Below are 20,631 nucleotides of genomic sequence, written 5' to 3'. Positions count from 1 at the left end.
GTCCGGGCTTCAGGCGGGCGAGACGGCGGGGCTCGTCATCAGCCGGGCCAGAAGCGTCAGTCCTTGCGTCAGGTCTTCGAGGGACGGGCCACCCAGACAAAGGCGAATGCCTGACTCCGGGTCGCTACGGTCGACCATGACCGACTCGGGCGGCGTCACCCTGATGCCCACCGCAGCGGCCGCTGCCGCCAGGCGATCGGCAGCGGCGCGCGGCATCGGCAGCCAGAGGTGATAGGCATCCGGATGCGCAACGAACCCGACCGCGCCGAGCAGCGAAACCGCCAGGCTCGACCGGCGGCGTGCCTCATGGCGCAGGTCCTGCGGAATGGATGCGATGACGCCGCTGGATAGCCACTCCTCCACCACGGCACAGGACAGCGGCGACGGCGCCATCGGGATGTCCTGCAGGAGTTCCTGCGCCGCGGCAGTCATTTCCGCCGGCAGCGTGAGCATACCGATCCTGAGTCCGGGGCCGATGGACTTGGACAGCCCGTTGACGTGGAAGACGCGCTCGGGAGCCAACGCAGCAAGCGTTGGCGCCACGGGTGGCCCCAGGGCGTAGACGCCATCCTCGATAATCCAGGCGCCCGCCCTGCGACAGACCTCGACGATCGCCTGCCGGCGCGCCACACCCATGGTTGCCGTGGTCGGGTTGTGCAGCGTCGGAGTGAGGTAGACCACTCTGTTGCCGGTGGAAGCAAGGCCTTGCAGAGCCTCCGCGAGCGCCTCCGGCAACATCCCTTCCGCGTCGATCGCGACGCCTTGCATCCGATAGCCCTTGCGCCGCGCCAGCGCGATTGCGCCGGGATAGGTGACACGCTCGGTGAGGATCACGCCATGGGGGCCGCAGGCGAGATCGAAAGCCAGCGCAATGGCCTGGCGGGCATTGCTGGTCAGCGCCAGATTCGCCGGGTCGACCGTGACCCCGAGTGTTTCAAGCCAGCGCGCCAGCAGGCGCCGATGCTCCAGGTGTCCGGCGGGTGGCGAGTAGAGATTGAGATGATCGGCATCGATCTGTCGCGCCACGCCGGCCAGGGTCCGTGCCAGCAGGCGTGCCGACAGCATGGCCGGCGGCACATTGGAGGACAGATCGATCTCCCGGTCCTCATGAGCCTGGCGGATCGCCACGAACATGCCCCGGCCCTTGACGCTGCGAACCAGTCCACGCCGTTCGAGGGCGGCATAGGCCTTCGTCACCGTGCCCAGGCCAACCCCCAGCTGCCAGGCGAGATCGCGATGGGCAGGCAGGCGGTCGCCGCCCTTCAGTGGCCCCTCGATGATGTCGTCGGCCAGTGCCCGTACCAGCCGCTCGGCGGCACTCGCATCGATCTCCGCCAGGCGCGGTGTCCAGGGTGATTGAAGAAGCATGTTTAGCGTCCGGAATGACTAATAGTGTCGCGTGACACTATTTAAATAGTTCAAAAGTGTAACGTGCATTAGGGTGGTCTGCGACATTCACCGTTTCACCAACAGCCTCGCTGCGATGACGGGGGCAACGGAGAGCCAGATGTTCAGCCATGTGACCGTTGGCGCGCGGGACCTCGAGCGGGCCGGCCGCTTCTACGACGCCACCCTCGCACCGCTCGGCCTGAAGCGCCGCGCCATCACGCCCGATGGCGGACCGCCGGCGCTCTGCTGGGTGACGGCGACGGCCCCGCTGCCGCGTTTCTATGTCTACATCCCGCGCAATGGCGAACCCTCGACGGTGGGCAACGGCAGCATGGTGGCCTTTCTGGCCAGCTCCAAAGAGATCGTGGCAGCCGCCTACGCCGGGGGGCTTGCGAATGGCGGGACAGACGAGGGTGAGCCAGGACCGCGCCCTCACTATGGTGCGGGCTATTTCGGCGCGTACCTGCGCGATCCCGACGGCAACAAGGTTCACATCGTCTATCGCGGAGACCTCCCGGCATGAATGGGTCAGCGGAAGCACCGCAGGCGATCCGGAGGATGCACCAGTGATCGGCAACCCGATCGTCCTCGCCTTCGGCTCCTACTTCCTGGCCGCCGCCAGTCCGGGCCCCAGCAACATGGCAATCATGGGAACGGCCATGCGGGACGGGCGCATCCCCGCCCTCATCCTTGCCTGCGGGGTCATGACCGGTTCGCTCTGCTGGGCGGTCCTCGCCGCAACCGGCATTTCCACCCTGCTGGCGGCCTACGCCGAGGCGCTCGTGCTCATCAAGGTGCTTGGCGGCCTCTACCTGCTCTACCTGGCGATGCGCGCCGGCACGTCCGCCCTGCAGCCGATCCCGGACTTCACCGGTGTCGGCGCGGCACGAACGCCGCCGCGCTATCTGCCCCTGTACCGCCAGGGCGTCCTCATGCACATCGGCAACCCCAAGGCGATCATGTCGTGGATGTCGATCATGTCGCTGGGGCTCCAGGCGGACGCCCCCAGCGGCACCCTGCCAGCGATCATCGGCGGCTGCGCTGTGCTCGGGGTCCTGATATTCGGCGGCTACGCCGTCCTCTTTTCCACCGCCCGGATGATTGCCTTCTACGCCAGGCTCGGCCGCTGGCTTCAGGGGCTCTTCTCGGCGCTGTTCGCCGTCGCCGGAATGAAGCTTCTGCTATCGCCGGACTGATGCGGCGGAGGCCCAGTTAGCCCCCTCACGATCTACGCCATCACCCACGCAAGGAGAGGTGCTGTGACCCATGAGTTTCAGATGATCGACGTTTTCGGCGCGGAACCGCTGTCCGGCAACCCGCTGGCGGTCGTCATGGGCGCCGATGCGCTCACGACCGAGGAGATGCTGCGCCTGACGCGCTGGTTCAACCTGTCGGAGACCACCTTCCTGCTATCGCCCACGCACCCGGCGGCAGACTACAGGGTCAGGATATTCTCCCTGGACAGAGAAATGCCCTTTGCCGGACACCCGACATTGGGCAGTTGCCATGCCTGGCTTTCCAGCGGGCGGGCGCCGATGAAAGAGACGGAAATCGTCCAGGAGTGCGGCGTCGGGCTGGTGACCATTCGCCGTGATCAGGGCCTGCTGTCCTTTGGCGCGCCAGCGCTGATTCGCTCCGGCCCGCCGTCGCCCGAAGAGTTGACCGAAGCGATCCGATTCCTGCGCATCGAGCCACACGAAGTCCTCGACGCCGCCTGGGTCGACAACGGTCCCGGCTGGCTGGGAATCCGCCTGGCGTCGGCGGAGAAAGTGCTCTCCCTCGATCCGCAGCGGCACTGGTCAGGCAGAATCGACATTGGCGTAGTGGGGCCGCATTCCCAGGGCGATGCCGCTTTCGAGGTTCGCGCCTTCTTCAACAATCACCTGGGCACCATCGTCGAAGACCCCGTCACGGGAAGCCTCAATGCCTCCCTGGCGCAGTGGCTGTCCTCCACCGGCGTGGCCAGGGATGCCTATATCGCCGCCCAAGGCACCCGGCTCGGTCGCAATGGGCGCATCCATGTGGCTCGCGACAGCGCCGGCCAATTCTGGATCGGCGGCAAGACCTACACACAGGTGACGGGGCGACTTCAGGGGCTCCCGTAAGGGGCAGTCATGCCACATCTTGAAGAACTTCATCAACGCTCAAGCAAGGACTCGCACGCATGCCTTCCGCTCCGCAAAGCCCAGCTGAATCCGCTGACTCCGCCCGCCCCGCTGCCTCGCCCGCATCCGCCACGGACACCTTGAAAATGCTGGTGCGCTACAAGGCCTGGGCGAACGGGCTGACGTTCGACAGCGTGATGAGCCTGCCCGATGGCGAAGCACTTCGCCCAAGACAGACACGCTTCGGAAACATGGTGCATACCCTGAACCACGTTTACGTGGTGGACGATATCTTCCGGCATCACCTGCAAGGCAGGAAGCACCACTACACCGCCCGCAACACCGAACATCCCTCGCCGCTGGGCGAGCTCTGGAATGCGGTTCAGTCGATGGACCGCTGGTACATCGATCTCGTCGACAGCTGGTCGGCCGAGGAACTGTCCAGGGTCGTGCATTTCGAGTTCGTCGGAGGGGGCCAGGGCGCCATGACACAGGAAGAAATCGTGCTGCACCTGGTCAACCACGCCACCTATCACCGCGGCTTCGTCGGCGACATGCTGTACCAGGTTCCCGTTACGCCGCCCTCGAACGATCTGCCCGTCTTCATCCGGGATCACTATCGCAAGGGCCGCTGAACCTTTGCCGCATTGGCGAGCCCGCGTAGGGCGTATAACGCTCCGCGTTATACGCCGATTGGTCATGATTTCAGGGCGCTCCGGGTCTACTACGGCACGGCTGACGAACGAGGTGTATCGGCGTACAACCGCGAACGGTTGTACGCCCTACGCTCCCGGCCGCTCCGATCCTTCCGTAGGCCGGCGCTGTATCGGGTTCGCGAGCAAGCTCGCTCCTACAAAGGAGCACCGGCGCTCGGGCCCACCTGTAGGAGCGAGCTTGCTCGCGAACCGCACGGCACGATGTCCATCGCGGGAAGTCCCATTTCGCGCTGAAGCCGCGCCTCGTACTCATCCCAGAATCAGATACGCCTTGCGCACCTTCTCGACGATCTCCCACTCGCCATGGGTATTCGCGGCGAAGTAGATCGAGTCCCCGGCCTTGAAGGCGATCGGCTCGCCACCGTCCGGGGTGAACACGCCACGGCCTTCGATGAAGTAGCTGTACTCGGCCTCCATGATCGCCCGGCGCAGGCGGCCGGGTGAGCATTCCCAGAAGCCGCTGGAAGCATTCTGCGAGGCGAGCTCCTGGTGCGCGGCGGTGCTGGCCATGGGGATTGGCTCGCCGATCGGGATGCCGGCCGGCGCAGGCGCGGTGAACTGGGCGTTGTCGAGGCGGAACAGTACGGGTGTCATGGAGGTTTCCTCAGGCTTTGTCTTCGAGTCCAGCGGGAGCGAACCGGGCCATCAGTACGTCGAACTGATTCGCCGGCTTGCCATTGAGTTCGGCGCGTTCCTTGCGGATCACGGCCTTGCGCACCATCGAGCCACCGAGGTAGCGCACCGGCTCGGGCGGGAACGGCTTGCAGCGACGTCCGACCAGGGCGCAACCGCTCCACGCGTCCTTCCGGCCCAGCGCAAGGCTGGCCAGAATGCGCCCACCCAGGCGGCTCGGACCCACGCCGTTGCCGCTCCAGCCGATGCCGTAGTGAATGTTGTCGCTGCCGGCGATCTGGCCGAACACCGGCAGGCTGTCGTAGGTGCGATCGATCGGACCGGACCAGGAATGGGTGACCAGCGCGTCGTTGAGCATCGGGTAGGCGCGGCGCAGGTCGGCCTCGGTCAGGGCGATGCCCTCGCGGTCTTCGCTGAATACGGGCCCCATCTTCGATCCGTAGCTCAGCGAGCCGGTGCCCTTGCCGAACGCGATGCGCTCGTCGGGCGTGGTGCGGTAGTAGTCGACCAGCAGCTGCGAGTCGGTAATGGCTTCCGCCCCGCTCCACCCCAGGCTCTCCAGGCGCGGGCCGAGCGGCTGGGTGACCACGATGGAGCTGCCCACCGGCACGAACAGCTTCGAAAGCTCCGGGATGGCGGCGGACCAGGCATTGGTGGCCAGGACGACATTGGCCGCCTCGATCCGCCCGCCAGCGGTCACGAGAGTGACCGGGCGCCCCGGCTGGATCTCGCTGACCGCGGTGTTCTCGAAGATTTCGATGCCCGCCTCCAGCGCCACGCGGCGCATGCCCCGGACCAGGGCGGCCGGTTGCACGGTGGCGTTGCTGCGCTCCAGCACGCCGGCGATATGCACGTCCGACCCCGAGCGCCGCGCCACTTCCTCGCGGGACAGCCGCTCGAAGGGATGGAAGCCCAGGCGCTCGCAGGCCGCCAATGTAGCGTTCCAGCTGTCGACGTGGGCCTTGCAGGTCGCCGTCCAGAGCCAGCCCTTCTGCCGGAAGGACGCATCGATGCGATGGCGCTCGCAGAACTCCCCCAGTTCCCCGATCGCGCGCTCCGCACTGGTGGCGAGGAAGGTCGCCTGCTCGGTGGAACAGAACGAGGTGAGCGACTGGATCTTCGGCCACCAGGACATCACGAACCCGCCATTGCGCCCCGATGCGCCACCGCCGCAGATATCCCGCTCCAGCACGATGACCCGGCAATCGGGCTCGTGCTCCTTGATCGTCAGGGCCGTCCAGAGGCCGACGAACCCTCCGCCGATGATCGCGACATCGGCCCGACGGTTGCCCGCGAGCGGGGACGGCAGTTGCAGGTCGGGCTCGGCACTGAGCATCCAGAAACTGCGTTTCAGCGGCGGCACGGCGGGAAATTTCATGGCAGGTCTCATAGCGGTTGGAGTGATCGGTGGCGCTCGCCGGGCGATACGCATTCCGGCAGTCGCAGCAGTGCCGCCCAGGCGAAATCAGTCCAGCTCTCCCTGGTGGATTCGCAGGGCGCCGAGAACCCTCGCCGGCCTGACGAATGCTCCGAAGGCTAGCCACAGGCAATCTAAAAAACAACGATATTTTTTACTTTTAGAAAATTTTGAAGTTATTTTTTAACAGCGCAGATTTCTCCTATTTATCGTCCTTTTCTTCCTAGCTCGCCGCTCGCCAGGCCCCGAACAATCTGTCCCACGCCGAATCGGTCGGCCATGACAACAAGACAGGAGGGGTCGCCTTGGACATACAGCGCAAAGGCAGGAATGCCCGCTACAGCCAGTGCGTGCGTTTCAACGAATGCATCGAAACCTCGGGCATCGTCGCCCGTGATCCGGACCTGGGCATCGCCGAACAGACCCGCGATGTGCTGGAGCAACTGGAAGCCCTCCTGGACCTGGCCGGCGTCGACAAGAGCCGCCTGATCCGCGTGCAGATCTGGCTGGCCGACATGGCCGAGTTCGACGCCATGAACAGCGTCTACGACGCCTGGGTGGACCCGCAGCAGCCGCCGGCGCGCGCCTGCGTCGGCGCGGCCCTGGCCGACAGCCGCTACCGCCTGGAAATCCAGGCCAGCGCCGTGGCCTGACCGCACGTTCCCTTAACCGCTCTGCCCCTATTAGAAGAACAACCACACCTGGAGGTGCCTGTGCTGCACGACGTCGTTTTCCTCGACCGTGACGCGTTCCCCGCGAGCGTGAAGATCAGGGAACTGCCCTTCCCGCATCGCTGGAGTTGCCACGACTACACCGCGCCCGAGGAGATGGTGGCGCGCCTGTCCACCGCCACCGTGGCCATCACCGGCGGCGTGCCGATCCCGGTGGCGCAGCTGGAGCAACTGCCCGAACTGCGCATGATCTCCCTGGCCATGACCGGCACCGACGCAGTGGATCTGGAGTACTGCCGCCAGCGCGGCATCCATGTCACCAACGTCCCTGGCTACGGCACCCACGCGGTGGCCGAGCACGCGCTGGCGATGATCTTCGAGCTGCTGCGCAACGTTGGCCGCTACCACCGCCTGCTGATGGACGAGCGCCAGCGCGGCCAGCCGCTGAACCCCACCTACTTCGACTATCCCATCCGCGACCTGCGCGGCAAGGTGCTGGGCATCATCGGCCACGGCCCCATCGCCCAGCGCCTGGCCGACCTCGCCTCGCGCCTGGAGATGGAGGTGTACTTCCACGACCGCGACGGTCACTACCAGGGCGAACGCTACCTGCCCCTGCAGGCGTTGCTCGGCCGCAGCGACGTCGTCTCGCTCAACTGCCCGCTGACTCCGCAGACCCGAGGCCTGCTGGGCCGCCAGCAGTTCGAGTGGATGAAGCAGGATGCTGTGCTGGTCAACACCGCACGGGGTGCGGTGATCAACGAGCCGGACCTGATCCGGGCGCTGCAGGACGGCGAGATCGCCGGCGCCGCGCTCGACGTCGTCACCCACGAGCCGCTCACCCTCGATGAACCGCTGCTGCACCTGGCCGCGACCCACAACCTGATCCTCAACCCCCACGTTGCCTGGAGCAGCGCCGAAGCCATGCAAGGCCTGATGGATTCCGCCCTAGAGAACGTCGCGGCATTCGTCGCCCGGCAAGCCTGATCCCCCTTTTCTTACCCAGACAAGAACAACAAGAGGTAAGCCATGCAAAGCGTCGATCTATCGAATTCCCCCGCCACCCTGCACTCCCCCATCCGTCCGCTGCACATCCAGGCCGCGGTCGGTGGCGTCGGTGGCCAATTCTGCGATGGTTACGTGCTGGGCATTATCGGCATCGCCATCAGCCTGGCGACCACCCCGCTGGGGCTGGATGCCTTGTGGCTCGGCCTGCTCGGCGGAGCGGCCCTGATCGGCCTGTTCCTCGGCAGCCTGCTGACCGGCCCGCTGGCCGACCGCTACGGGCGCAAGCACATCTACCGCTGGAACATGGCACTGTTCTTCGGCGCCTCCATCGCCCAGTTCTTCGTCCAGGACGCCCAGCAGCTGCTGATCCTGCGTCTGCTGCTCGGCTTCGCCCTGGGCTCGGACTTCGTGGTCGGCGTCTCGCTGGTGGCGGAGCTGGTGCCCCGGCGCTTCCGTGGCCCGCTGCTGGCCTTGATGGCGGTGTCCTGGACACTCGGCTTCACCCTCTCCTACATCGTCGGCTACCTGATGCAGTCCTGGGGCGATGACGCCTGGCGCTGGATTCTCGCCAGCAGCGCGGTACCGTCCCTGCTGGTGCTGCTGGTACGCCAGGGCACGCCGGAGTCGCCGCTATGGCTGATGAAGCAGGGCCGCCACGGCGAAGCCCGGCGCGTCATCGAGCGCCTGGGTGGCGCTGACCTGCCGGCAGAGGAACAGGGCAAGGCCAAGGCTTCCTGGGGCCAGCTGTTCAGCCCCGAGCATCGCCGCCGCACCCTGGTCGGCATGGTCTTCTACACCTGCCAGGTGATCCCCTACTTCGCCATGAGCACCTTCATCCCGAGGATTCTCGACGCCCTGAAGATCGAAGACAGCTACACCGGCGGGCTGGTCTACAACATCTTCCTGCTGGCCGGGTCGGTGGTCGGCCTGCTGCTGATCAACCTGCTCACCCGCAGGGCCTTCCTCATCGGCACCTTCAGCATCAACGCCGTCGCGCTGTTCGTCCTGGCCACCTGGAGCGGCATGCCGGGGCTGTACGTGGTGGGCGTGTTCGCGGTGTTCGCCTTCGTCATGGCGGCCTCCGGGGTGCTCGAATTCGCCTACACCTCGGAGCTGTTCCCCACCGAACTGCGCGCTTCGGGCGTCGGCATCTCGGTGGCCGCCAGCCGCATCGGCGCGGCGTCCTGCACCTTCATCCTGCCGGTGGTGATGGAACGCTTCGGCGCCTCGGCGGCGATCGGCATCTGCGTCACGGCACTGGTCATCGGCGCGGTGGTCTGCCAGCGCTGGGCGCCGGAAACCAACCCGCGTTACGTCGGCTGAACCGCCAGCGCCAACGGCCCGCCAGTGCAGTGCGCTGGCGGGCCGTTGGCGTTTTCACTGCAGGCGTTCGGCGTCATGCCGCAGCTTGCGGAACAGGTGCGGCGTCTCGCCATAACTCTTGCGGAACTGCTGGATGAAGTGCGAGGCATCGGAGAAGCCCGTGGCATAGGCGATCTGCGTCACGTGCAGGCTGGTGTCGCTGAGCAGCTTGCGCGCCTCCTGCAAGCGCAGCTTGCGCCAGAACTGCGCCGGCGGCTGGCCGGCGTTGGCCAGGAAGGCACGGTTCAACTGCCGCTCGTTGCTGCCCAGTTGCCGGGCCAGTTCACGGATCGTGCAGTGGCTGTCGAGATGCGCGCGCATATAGTCGAGCGCCCGGTGCACCAGCGGGTCCTGATAGACATGCGCCACGCTGTTGTCGGTGCCGCGCCGGACATCCTCATCGGCCACCAGCAGGTACTCCAGGCTCTTCTGCGCGCGGCGCTTGCCGCAGTGACGGCCGATGATCTCGGCCGCCAGCTCGAAGGCGGAACCGCCGGGACAGGTGAACACGCCACTGTCCTCGATGTAGCTCTTGTCGACCACTGCCTGGGTCTCGGGGAACATCGCGGCGAATCGATCCTGCACGGTGAAATGCACCGCGCAGCGACGGCCCTTGAGAATGCCGGCCAGGCCCAGGGTGAAGTAGGAAGCGCACAGCGCCACCAGCGGCACCTTGCGCGCGTGCAGGCGGCGAATGTAGTCGAGCAGTTCGGGCGCCGGGTTCATCACCCCGGACAACAGCCCGCCGGCCAGCACCACGTAGTCGTACTCCGCCTCCAGGTCCAGGCGCCGGGTCGGCGCTATCGGCAGGCCGCAGCTCGCGCTGACCGGCTCGCCCGTCACGCTCAGCCACTCCCACTGGCAGAGAATCTGCCGGCTGTCGAAGGAACGGTCGGCGGCGAAGCGCAGCGCGTCGACGAAGCCCGCCACCGGCGTCAGGGTGAACTGGTCGATGAGGACGATGGCGACCCGCAGGTCAGGCTTGAGCACGTGCTCGAGCGACTCCTCATCGGGCACGGGGGGAACTGGGTTCATCGGGGGTCGAGTCGGTGGGTGGATCGGGGAGCCATCCTAGTCCCAAGCCGCACAGCAGAACAACAAGGGGCGGGAGGGAAATACCGTGCCCTCGCCCGCCCCGGTTCTCGCCGCCGGTTACTTCAGCTGGCCACCATCGAGCTGACGCTCGCGCTCGGCCAGGCCGTTGGCCAGGGTCTTGAGCTTTGTATCAGGCATGCCGCTGGGCAGCGGATCGATACCGGCAGAGGCGAAGATCTGCCCATAGCTGTTGCGCAATTCGGCGTAGGCCAGGTCACGACGCAGGTCGGCCTGCAGGGCATTGAGTTCGCCCTGGATCAGTTCGAGTTCGCCGATCCCCTGGGCCTGCTGGCGATTGCGCAGCTGGCCGACGATCTGGTTGTCGAGGCTGGCCAACTCCTGAGTGGTGAGGAACTGGCGCCGCGCCTCGCTGTAGTTGGCGTTGGCCACATACAGCTGCGCCAGCACCGCCATGGACATGGCCTGGCGCCGCGCCGCATTGACGTCTTCGCCCGCCTTGGCCGCGTCGATTGCCGCCGGCGCGGAGAGCACGTTGAACAGGTTCCAGGTGACCTTCACGCCATAGTCGGCCCAGCGATCGTTCACCAGGAAGGAGTTGCTGTCGTAATGTCCGCCCGCGGAGAACTCCAGGCCCGGCAGCATGCGCAGCATGGCTTTCTTGGTTTCGGCGGCACTGATGCGCGCCTGGTAGTCCTGCTCGCGCAGCTCCGGACGGCTGGCCAGGGCCTGCTGTTCGAGCGAGTCGAAGTCGGCCTTGAGCTCGGGGACGTCGTAGCCCTCGGGCACCGCCAGGGTCAGATCGGTACCCAGCGGCAGGTTGATCAGGGTCGCCAGCTCCGTCTTCGCCAGGGACAACGCGCGGCGCTGCTCCTCCAGCTGCCGGCTGGCTTCGATCAGCGCGCGCTGGTAGCTCAGAGCCTGCACCGGGTCGCCGATGCGCTGCTGGCTCATCTGCTGGCTGTCCTTGCGGGCGCTGTCGACGCGCGCCATCAGGCTGTCGATCTGCCCCAGCAGGCGTTGCGCGGCGATGGCACGCCAGTAGGCCGAGCGCACGTCCTGAATGATGGTCTGCACCACCTTGCGCCGGCGCTCCTGCACGATCAGGCGCTGATCGGCCTGTTGCTTGGCGCTGACGTAGCTGACGCCGAAGTCGAGCACGTTCCACACCATGGTCAGGTCGGCAACGTCGCGGTCGCGGTCCTGCGAGGTGGACGGTTCCAGGGACTGGGTGTTGGTCAGCACGCTCTGGCTGCTCGACGCACTCACGTTGTTGCGGCCGACGTAGCCAGCCTCCAGCGCCATGCGCGGCAGCATGTCGAAGGTGGCAAGGTCGAGCTGGCGACGTGACAGCGCTTCCTCCATGACCTTCAGCCGCGACTCCAGGTTGTACTTCACCGCACGGGCCATGGCGTCGTGCAGGGTCAGCGGGCCGCTGAGGGGCTCCTGGTCCTTGAACATCGCCTTCAGGTCATCGCGGGCGCGCTGCTCGCTGACGCTGCGCTCGATCGGCTGCGTCGTCACTGCGCAGCCGCTGACGGCGAGCGCCAGCAGGCTGACGCCGAGTAAGGTTATCTGCTTGTTCATCCCTGTCCGTCCCCTCGTTACGGATTCTTGCTGCTTTGTGTGCGACATCTTCGGCATCGCTGGTCAGGATGCTTCGCGGTCCTGGGCAATCTGCCCCAGCGCCCAGGCCAGGTCGCGCACCGGTTGTTGTTCTGATTCGTGGATCTGCTGTAGTTGCTGCGCCAGGGTTGGTGCGCCGAATACGCCGTGCAGGCCCTGGTTGATGTCTCCGCTGCGACGCTCGAACACCTTCAACGGCGTGCTGTCGTCGAAGCCATCGCGGTTGAACAGGCCCGACAGCGTACTGCTGCCGAACACTCCGGCATCACCGCCACCAAAGCCGAGGAAGCCCCGCGCGCTGCCATCGCCGTAGCTTGCATCGCCAAATACCTGGGACAGGAAGCTCTGCGTGGGCGCGCCGTTGCGGGTGAAGATGTTGCCCAGCGGCGGCAGGCCACCCAGGCTCGGCGGCTCGAACAGCGAGGGCGGCAGCACCGGCGAGAGGCTCGGCGGTGCGACGAACGCCGGCACGTTCGGCTGCAAGGGTGTCGGCGACGGCAACGGCGGTGCGCTGGGCGTGGTCACGCGGTACTGCGGGTCGCCATCGGAAATCGAGCCGATGGTATAGCTGTCACCGCTGAAGCCTTGCGCCAATGGGTTGCCGGCGATATCGCTGATCCCGCCGACGTTCACCGACAGCCCCAGGTTGCCCTGGCCGCTGATGCCGCCAACGGTGACGCGCCAGGTTCTTGCGTCGACCTGGGTTACCGCCTGCACGCTGCCCTTGGCCGAGTTGCTGGTGATCACCGAGAAATCGGCGCTGTCCACGCCGCTCACGTTCTCGTCGAAGCTCACCAGGAAGTTCACCGACTGCGCGCCGGTGGGCGACGGGTCGAGGCGCACCACGCTGGTGACCTCGGGTGCGCGGGTATCGACCAGCACGGCATGGCTGTCGCCAACCTGGTTCAGGCCCAGGTTCATGGCGTTGCCGGCGGCATCGCTCAGGCGCCCGCCGTTGGCCGACAGGCCGGTCACCTGGATGCCATCGCTGTCGTTCTCTCCCGGCTGGATGCTGTATTGGAATACCAGGGTCGAGGTGCCCGAGCCCGCCACATAGTTGGCGAATACCGTGGCGCCGCCGATATCCAGGCTCAGGCGCGGGGTGCCGCCGGCAGTGTCGACCTGAACCGCCTCGCTGGCATTGACCACGAACGTCAACACGTCGCCGGCGTTATAGGACAGGCCCGCCGGTACCGTCACGCTGTCCACCACCGGCCCCAGCGCATCCACCCTCACACCCGTGGTGCTGGCGACGTTGTTCAGCGTGGTGTTGGCGTCGTTGCCCACCGCATCGCGCAATGTCCCGCCGTTGGCCTGGATACTGCTGCCGACGCTGATGCCATTGGTGTCCAGTTGCCCACTGGAAACCACCAGGCGGAACACCAGCGCATTGCTGCCGGAGCCGCTGAGGTACTGCGCGAAGACCGTGCCACCGTCGTCCAGGGTGATGGCGATGCGCGGGGTGCCCAGGGTGGTGTCGACTGTCGTCGCCTCGCTGAGGTTGACGGTGAAGTCGAGGCTCTGCCCCGCCACATAGGTTCCGTTCGCCGGCACCGCGACGCTGGTGACGGTCGGCGCCACGCCATCGATGACGATGTCGTGCTGCGCGGCAATGGAGTCCGTGCCGCCTGTGGCCGGCAGGGTCAGGATGGCGTCGCGATTGCCGGCATTGCGGATGCTGCCGCCGTTGAGCGCCAGCGCGCCGCTGGACTGGTGGTTCAGGTCCGTACTGAGGTCGCCGGCCTGCACAGTGTAGAGGAAGGTCAGCGTATTGCTGCCGGAGCCGGACAGGTAGACCGCCCCGCGATCGATCAGCCCGGTTTCCAGCAGCAGCGTGGGGACGCCACTGCCAGTGTCGACGATCACCGTCTGATCGAAGGTGACGGTGACGGTGATGACCTCGCCCGGGTGGTAGCTGCCGTTGGGGTTGCTGACGCCGATATGGGTGACCACGGGGTTGATCGGGTCGACGCTGATGGCGATGGTGTCGGTATCCAGCAGGGCGCCGCCGCTACCGCTGTTGCCCAGGTCGCTGGTGCTGACCTGCACGCTGGCCGGGCCGTTGTAACCGCCGGCGGGGCTGAAGGTCAGGCCGTTCAGGGCATTGTTGATGTCGGCCAGGCTGCCGCTGAAGACCAGGGTGGCGTCCGCACTGCCGTCGCCGGTGCTGAAGCTCAGGCCCGTGAGACTGCCCAGGGTCAGCACACCGTGGGTGGCGGTGAGGGTCACCTGCAGGGTGCCGCCGCCGGTATCCACGTCGCTGATGCTGATGAGGTTGCCGTTGCCGGCGCTGAACACCAGGCTACCGTCCTGGTCCAGGCTCTGCGAGCCCGGCACGCTGTTCACCGGCGCATCATTCACCGCGCTCAGCGCAAGCGTCACGCTGGTGCTGTCGGTCAACGCCCCGCCGCTGCCGGAATTGCCGCCGTCGTCAATGCTGATGCCGAGCGTGACAGTACCATTGGCATTGGCCGCACCGGTGAAGCTCAGGCCATTGGCGGCGATGAAGGCGTTGATGTCGACGATGCTGCCCACCAGCGTCAGGCTGCCGGTGCCCGAGCCGGACACGCTTACGCCTGCACCGCTGCCGGCACTCAAGGTGCCGCTGGCAACGTTGAAGTGCACGCTGACACTGCCGCTGTCGGCATCCACGTCGGCGAAGGAAATGCCGCTCAGTGGCTGCGGCGTATCCTCGATGACCGCGATGCTGCCGGGCGCGCTGATGCTGGGCGCATCGTTGACCGCGACGACGGAGACGGTCGCGGCGATGCCGACGCTGGTACTGTCCACCCCGCCATTCGCCGTACCACCGTTATCGCGAACGCCGACCAGGGTAATCGTGCGGTTACCGATGCCGGGCGCGTCGCTGGCGTTGCGGTAGCTCATCGCATCGATGACGCCCTGCGCGCTGGCGACGCTCAGGGCGGCATGGCTCAGGGTGACGCTGGCGGTACCGCCGACGAGGCTGACGCTGTAGGCGATGCCGGAGCCCGCGGTCAGTCCGCTGGCGCCGTGCACCAGGGCGATATCGGTACCGTCGATGCGCAGGATCTCGCTGGCGCCGTCGCTCAGGCCACTGACCGTGAAGGTCAGCCCGATGATGCTCTGGCCGGCTTCCACGGTGTTGATGCTGACACCGCCGAACAGATCCACGGCGCTGCCGTTCTCGGTGAAGGTGGCGTTGCCTCCATTGGCGCTCACCACGGGCGCATCGTTGACCGCCACCAGGCTGAGCAGGCTGCTGCCCTGGGTGGCGGCGCCCTGCTCGTCAGCGAAGGTCCAGTCCAGGGTGACGCTGGCGGCCGGGTCGTGGGAGGCGTTGGCGTAGGTCAGCTGCTGCAGGATGTGGTTCACATCGGCGCCGGTCGGCGTCTGGCCGTTTGCGTTGGTGAAGGTCAGGGTCAGTTGGCCGGCGACGCTGGTATCGAAGCTGGCGATCGCCTGGCCGTTCTTCACCAGGGCATTGCCCACGCGGGTGATGCCGTTGCCGGCGAGGAAGCCGAACAGATCGCTGGCATCGGCGCCCGCCTGGCGCACCACCACCAGCGATGCCCCGCTGTAATCGCCGGCGCCGCCGTTGAGCGCGTCGAGGTCCGCATCGGCAACGCTGACATCGCTATCGATCACGATGGCCACGCCGCCTTCGGTGTAACTGCCGCCACCGTTCAGGTTGCTCAGCACCGGGGCCGCGTTAGCCTGTACCGCACCGATGTCGACGGAACTCCCTGCTGCCCGCGCGTTGCCGATCGAATCGATCGGCAGGGCCTCGCTGGTATTGCCGTCGCCATCCAGGTCAAAGGTGTCGGCCGGCAGCGCGGCACTGCTGCCGGCGTGCAGCAGCGCACTACCCGCCAGGGGCTTGTGGGTGAGCAGCGTGCCGCCGTTGTTGACCAGGTTGCCCAGCAGCAGGCTGGCGGTGCCCTGGTTGTTCAGGCTGCCGTTGTTGATGGTGATACTGACGTTGGAGCCGAAGTAGCTGTTGGTGGCGACCTCCACGCTGCCGCCCACATCATCGGCGCTACCGCCGGTGGCCAGCGGCGAGCCCCCCACCGCCGCGGTGGCGCCGGCACCGGAGGTGTTTCCGGCTACCACAGTATTGACGAACGTGTCGGTGCCATTGGCGTTGATGCCGCCACCGCTACTGGTGGCGGCGTTGCCGACCACCGTGACGTTGTAGAGGAAGGAAGTACCGCTGGTGATGCGGATACCGCCGCCGAACGAACTGGCGCCCAGTGCGGCGTTGCCGCTGAAGGTGCTGTTGATGATGACCAGGGGATTGGTGCCGCCGAATTGCAGGCCACCACCATGGGCACCTGTGCCGGTGGTGGTGTTGCCGGTCACCGTGCTGTTGATCAGGTTGAGCCCGCCGCCGGCCGATACCACCCGGATGCCGCCGCCGAAGGTGTTGCTGGTATTGCCGCTGATGGTCGAGTTGATCACGGTCACAGTGGAAGCGGTGGCGTACAGGCCGCCACCGCCGCCACCTGTATCGGTGTTGTTGCTGATCACCGAATCGCGCAGGGTAACGTTGCTGCCGGTATTGACGTACAAGCCGCCGCCACCGGCGCCAGTGGTGCCCTGGGTCAAGGTCAGCCCAGTGATCTCGACCCCGCTGAGGCTCGACCCCACCGCCATCACGCGGCTGCCATGGTTGGCGGAAATGGTCACGTCGGCGACGCCGTCGTCGTTGAGGTCGCCGTCGATCTTCAGGTTGCTGTAATGGATGTCGAGCTGGGTGCCATTGAGAGTGATGGTGCCGCCTTGGTTGCCCGCCAGCACTGGGTCCAGGTCAAAGGTGATGCGGTCGCCGCTGCGCGCCCAGAACAGCGCCTCGCGCAGGCTCAGGCCATTGCCGTCGGCCTGGTCGGCGGCAAAGCTGGCGCCGGCGGTCTGGTCGGCGCCACTGTCGAGGTTGGAGGTGACCAGCAGGGTGGAGTTGTTGACCGTCAGCGCGACCGTATCGGTATCGATGTTGCCCGCCGAGTCGGTGGACTGGATGCTGAGGGTTCGCACGCCGCCCCCATCCGCCTGGTAGGTCAGGCCCTCCAGCGCGGCGTTCACTTGGGCCACCGTACCGCTGATGGTGACGGAGCCGGAGCCGTTTCCGACGATGGTCGCCGTGCCACCCGTATTGGCATTGAGCGAGCCACCCGATACGGACACCAGCACGCTCAGGCTGCCGCCATCGCTGACGGTGATGGCATTGCCGTTGGCGCTGCTGAACACCAGCGGCGTGACGGTATTGGTGGTCTGGCTGCCCGGCACGCCATTCACCGGCGCCTCGGTGTCGATCAGGAAGCTGTTGGAGTTCGTGGTGCCGGTGCCGGCATTGCCGGCGCCATCAGCCAACCCGGTATTGTCCAGGGTGATCATATTGGCAGCGCTGAAGAGGCCCGCGGTCGGCGTCAGGGTGGCCGTCCAGGTGATGCCTCCATTGCTGGAGCTGAGATTGCTCAGCACCCCGTTGGCCACCGTGAAGTCGGCGGTGGTAAGCCCGCTGATGGCCTCGCTGAGGGTGATGGTGACGAGGCTGGTTTCGCCCACCGCGAGGGCGGTATCGGCCACCACGATGGTTGCCGTGGGGCGCAAGGTGTCGATGGCATAACTGCCGGAGTTGGTGGTACCGGCGCCGGCATTGCCGGCCAGATCGGCCACGCCGGTGTTGTCCAGGATGATGAAGTTGCCGCTGCCCTCGATGCCGGTGGCCGGGGTCAGGGTGGCGGTCCAGACGAGGTTGTCTGCCGTGCTCAGGTTGCTCAGGGTGCCGCCTGTCGCCGTGAGGTCATTCAGGCCCAGCCCCGTCACGGCTTCGCTGAAGGTGATGGTGACGGTGGTGGTCTCGCCGGCCGCCAGGGTCGGGTCGGCCACTACGATGGTCGCGGTGGGGCGCAGGGTGTCGATGGCGTAGTTGTTCGAGTCGGTGGTGCCGACGCCCGCATTGCCGGTCTGGTCGCTGTAGCCCGTGTTGTCCAGCGAGATATGGTTGCTGCCGGCCTGGAGGTTGGCGGTCGGCGTCAGGGTCGCGGTCCAGGTGATGTTATCCAGCGTGCTCAGGTTGCTCAGGGTGCCGTTGCTTACCGTGAAGTCGCCGAGGTCCAGCCCGGTCACCGCCTCGCTGAAGGTGACGGTGACGGTCGTGGTCTCGCCGACTGCCAAGGCCGTATCGGCCACACCGAGGGTCGCCGTGGGCGGTACGGTTTCGACGACCGCAACCGTGAGGTCGGCATTGCTGGAAGTGGCGCCATCGCCATCGTTCACGCTGACCCGGACGGTGCGGGCCAATTGGCCGATGCCATTGCTGGCATTGCTGTTGTCGTAGGTGAGGTTGTGAACCAGCGCCTGCACCGCCGCTGCCGTGGCATTGGCGTTGAAGCTGATCACCAGGTCACTGCCGGCGCTGCCGCCGGACAGGCTGCCGATGATCGCGCCGCCGAAGGTGACGTCCGTGCCGGAGACGCCGATTTGCCCTGCACCTGTCCCCTGGTTGCGAACGCCCAGTACATCTTCGGCCGACACGCCATTGGCGGCGAAAGACGCGCGGAGGTTGCCGCCGTTGAAGTCAGGCGAGTCGATATCGGTGACCGTGGCATCGCTGCCGCTATCGAGCAGGATGGACCCACTGCCCTGGGTGAAGGTGACGCTGTCGCCGCCGAGGTTGGCGATGACGGGCGCCGAGTTGATCACGATGTCTTTGTTGGCGCCCAGGGAACCTGCGGCACCCGGTGCCGCCAGGGTCAGGTTGGAGTCATTGCCGAAGCCATCGCGCAGGATGCCGCCATTCATGGCAAGGGCGCTGGTGCTGACGTAATCGAGGTCGGCGCTGCGGTCCCCGGCCTGGACGGTGTAGTTGAAGGTCAGGGTAGTGCTGCCCGAACCGCTGACGTAGTTGGCGATGCGGTCGGTGGCGCCGGTTTCCAGGGTCAGTTGCGGGGTGCCGGTGACGTTCACCGCCTCGCTGAAGTTCACCTGGATCGAGATCACGTCACCGGCCTTGTACATGCCGTTGGCCGTGGACGAGGTGACCGAGGTAACGGTCGGGGACACGTTGTCGATGGCGTAATTGTTGGAGCTCGCCGTGCCCGAACCCGGGGTGCCGGTGCTGACGGAGGTAACCCCGGCGAGGTTCACCGTGATCAGGTTGGTGGTGTCGGTGACGCTACTGTTGGGGGTGAGCATTCCCGTCCAGGTGATGCCGCCGTCGCTGCTGGACAGTCCGCTGACGAAGCCGTTGTCGACGGTGAGATCGCCGGTGGTGAAACCGCTCACGGCCGTATTGAACGTGAAGGTCACCAGTGAGGTTTCACCCGCCTTGAGGCTGGTGTCGGTGACGGTGGCCGACGTGAGGGTCGGGACAACTACGGCCGTATCGAAATTCAGGTCGTCCAGATTGAGAAGCAGAGTCCCGCCGGAAATCGTGAAGCTGGTGATGTTCTGGAATTGACTGTTGGCTGAAAGATTGATGTTCTCGTGAGTGACGAACAAGCCATTGCTGGCATAGCTGACCGCAGTGCCTCCATTGGGCGTGATGGAGATGTTCGTATCCGCGACCCCATCGATGGACAACCCCAGCAGGCGAAAAGCACTGCCATCGGCAGCCTCGATCTTGATGCTGCTGACACCTCCAATACCGTTGGAATCGAACACCATGTAATGATCGTTGCCGTCATTGCCCAGGGGCGATCCAAAGCTGTCATTGTTGATCAAACTGGAGTAGCCAGCGCCTCCGCCAGTGATGGTGTACTTGATGCCGTCCAGGATGAATGTGGAACCGCTGAAGGTGGCCCCGAGCGAATTGTCGTCATAGTTCTCATCCGCCGGAGCGGAGAGCAGGTGTTCGTAGCCGGTAAGGCTCATGGTGGCTGTTTCGATCGGCCCGCGGTGACTCTCCAGCACCCAGTTCCCGCCCTGCGAGGCGGCGCCGGTCAGGTCGCTGGATGCCTCAACATCGGCCCCGGTGGCCGCGGCGAGCTGGTCGAGGAATGACTGTCCTTCCCCACCGGCTCCCACCTTGCAGCCGTACAGCAGGATGTCGCCGTCCCTGGTCAGCGACTGGCCAATGGCACTGAGCAGCTCGCTGCGCGCGGGAAGGTCCCCGCCCTCCAGCCAGTCGTTGCCCAGCTGGATCTTGCCCACCTCGCCGTGGCTGAGGACATGGATGGCGTCGACGCCATGGCGGCCGCTCAGGTAATCCGCCATCTGCTTCAGGCCGTCCTTGTTCGCATCCAGAACCACCACCTCGGTGCCGGGCTTCAGACCGCTGACGAGCTGCTGGTAATCACGGACGTTACTGTCGACGAAAACCACTTCGTGGCGCTGGTCGGTAGTGCCCGTCGGCGCCGCGGCCGGGTGATCGGTCGTGCTGTCATGCTGCTGCGCGTCCGCCGGGTTGCCCTTTGCCCCCGCCGCATCGGCAGCTGCTGCGGCATCCGCCGCTCCCACCGCGGTAGCAGCGACTGCGCCGTCGAACATCATCCGGGCTTCGAGCGCCAGGGCAAGCGCCGAGCGAACCGGCTGGCCGACCACTTGCTCGCGGGCAGTCTTCTTCCACCACATGGGACACCTCCTGCTTCCATTCAAGAAGGGGAAAGACGCGTCTCGTCTTTCCCCTCCCAATCGTTACGACTCCGGTTTCCGCCAGGAGCGGACGGGCG

General features: G+C 66.1%; 13 protein-coding genes. 7 read left to right on the top strand and 6 right to left on the bottom strand.

Annotated features, from left to right (window positions below):
• Positions 1-9 precede the first annotated feature (9 nt).
• On the bottom strand, positions 10-1,368 hold the full coding sequence (locus J5M67_RS17690) for a PLP-dependent aminotransferase family protein (RefSeq protein ID WP_207886640.1): 1,359 nt from the start codon (positions 1,366-1,368) through the stop codon (positions 10-12).
• A gap of 139 nt (positions 1,369-1,507) precedes the next feature.
• On the opposite strand from J5M67_RS17690, the gene J5M67_RS17685 reads away from it, so the two are divergent.
• The 4 genes from J5M67_RS17685 to J5M67_RS17670 all read left to right on the top strand — a co-directional run bounded on the left by J5M67_RS17685 (position 1,508) and on the right by J5M67_RS17670 (position 4,129).
• Positions 1,508-1,912: a VOC family protein gene (locus J5M67_RS17685; RefSeq protein WP_207886639.1), complete on the top strand. Its 405-nt coding sequence runs from the start codon at positions 1,508-1,510 to the stop codon at positions 1,910-1,912.
• Positions 1,913-1,955: 43 nt separating this feature from the next.
• The gene (locus tag J5M67_RS17680; RefSeq protein WP_368735939.1) at positions 1,956-2,585 is read left to right on the top strand and encodes a LysE family translocator; all 630 of its coding nucleotides are present in this window, start codon (positions 1,956-1,958) and stop codon (positions 2,583-2,585) included.
• Positions 2,586-2,666: 81 nt separating this feature from the next.
• Positions 2,667-3,494: a PhzF family phenazine biosynthesis protein gene (locus tag J5M67_RS17675; RefSeq protein ID WP_207886638.1), complete on the top strand. Its 828-nt coding sequence runs from the start codon at positions 2,667-2,669 to the stop codon at positions 3,492-3,494.
• A gap of 59 nt (positions 3,495-3,553) precedes the next feature.
• Positions 3,554-4,129 (top strand): DinB family protein, encoded by a 576-nt coding sequence (locus J5M67_RS17670; RefSeq protein WP_207886637.1) that lies wholly within the window; start codon positions 3,554-3,556, stop codon positions 4,127-4,129.
• Positions 4,130-4,459: 330 nt separating this feature from the next.
• On the opposite strand, the gene J5M67_RS17665 is transcribed toward J5M67_RS17670, so the two are convergent.
• Positions 4,460-4,804, bottom strand: coding sequence for a cupin domain-containing protein (locus J5M67_RS17665; protein ID WP_207886636.1), 345 nt, complete (start codon positions 4,802-4,804; stop codon positions 4,460-4,462).
• 10 nt (positions 4,805-4,814) lie between these two features.
• Positions 4,815-6,179, bottom strand: coding sequence for an FAD-binding oxidoreductase (locus J5M67_RS17660; protein WP_243434733.1), 1,365 nt, complete (start codon positions 6,177-6,179; stop codon positions 4,815-4,817).
• A 386-nt stretch (positions 6,180-6,565) separates the two neighbouring features.
• Here J5M67_RS17660 and J5M67_RS17655 point away from each other — a divergent pair, with 386 nt between their 5' ends.
• Genes J5M67_RS17655 through J5M67_RS17645 form a run of 3 tightly spaced genes read left to right on the top strand, consistent with a single transcriptional unit; the run spans position 6,566 to position 9,262 of the window.
• Positions 6,566-6,913 carry a RidA family protein gene (locus J5M67_RS17655; RefSeq protein WP_243434728.1) on the top strand — a complete coding sequence of 116 codons (348 nt, stop codon included), beginning with the start codon at positions 6,566-6,568 and terminating at the stop codon, positions 6,911-6,913.
• A 60-nt stretch (positions 6,914-6,973) separates the two neighbouring features.
• Entirely contained in the window at positions 6,974-7,918 is a 945-nt protein-coding gene (locus J5M67_RS17650) for an NAD(P)-dependent oxidoreductase (RefSeq protein ID WP_207886634.1), read from the top strand.
• 42 nt (positions 7,919-7,960) lie between these two features.
• The gene (locus tag J5M67_RS17645) at positions 7,961-9,262 is read left to right on the top strand and encodes an MFS transporter (protein WP_207886633.1); all 1,302 of its coding nucleotides are present in this window, start codon (positions 7,961-7,963) and stop codon (positions 9,260-9,262) included.
• A gap of 54 nt (positions 9,263-9,316) precedes the next feature.
• On the opposite strand, the gene J5M67_RS17640 is transcribed toward J5M67_RS17645, so the two are convergent.
• The 3 genes from J5M67_RS17640 to J5M67_RS17630 all read right to left on the bottom strand — a co-directional run bounded on the left by J5M67_RS17640 (position 9,317) and on the right by J5M67_RS17630 (position 20,533).
• Complete coding sequence (locus tag J5M67_RS17640) at positions 9,317-10,336, bottom strand: GlxA family transcriptional regulator (RefSeq protein WP_207886632.1); 1,020 nt, start codon at positions 10,334-10,336, stop codon at positions 9,317-9,319.
• Positions 10,337-10,453: 117 nt separating this feature from the next.
• Positions 10,454-11,941, bottom strand: coding sequence for a TolC family protein (locus J5M67_RS17635; RefSeq protein WP_207886631.1), 1,488 nt, complete (start codon positions 11,939-11,941; stop codon positions 10,454-10,456).
• A 63-nt stretch (positions 11,942-12,004) separates the two neighbouring features.
• Positions 12,005-20,533 (bottom strand): Ig-like domain-containing protein, encoded by an 8,529-nt coding sequence (locus tag J5M67_RS17630; protein WP_207886630.1) that lies wholly within the window; start codon positions 20,531-20,533, stop codon positions 12,005-12,007.
• Positions 20,534-20,631: the final 98 nt, after the last annotated feature.

Source organism: Pseudomonas sp. 30_B (assembly GCF_017491605.1).
Lineage (GTDB): Bacteria > Pseudomonadota > Gammaproteobacteria > Pseudomonadales > Pseudomonadaceae > Pseudomonas.
This window is presented reverse-complemented; position numbering and strand designations above follow the sequence as displayed.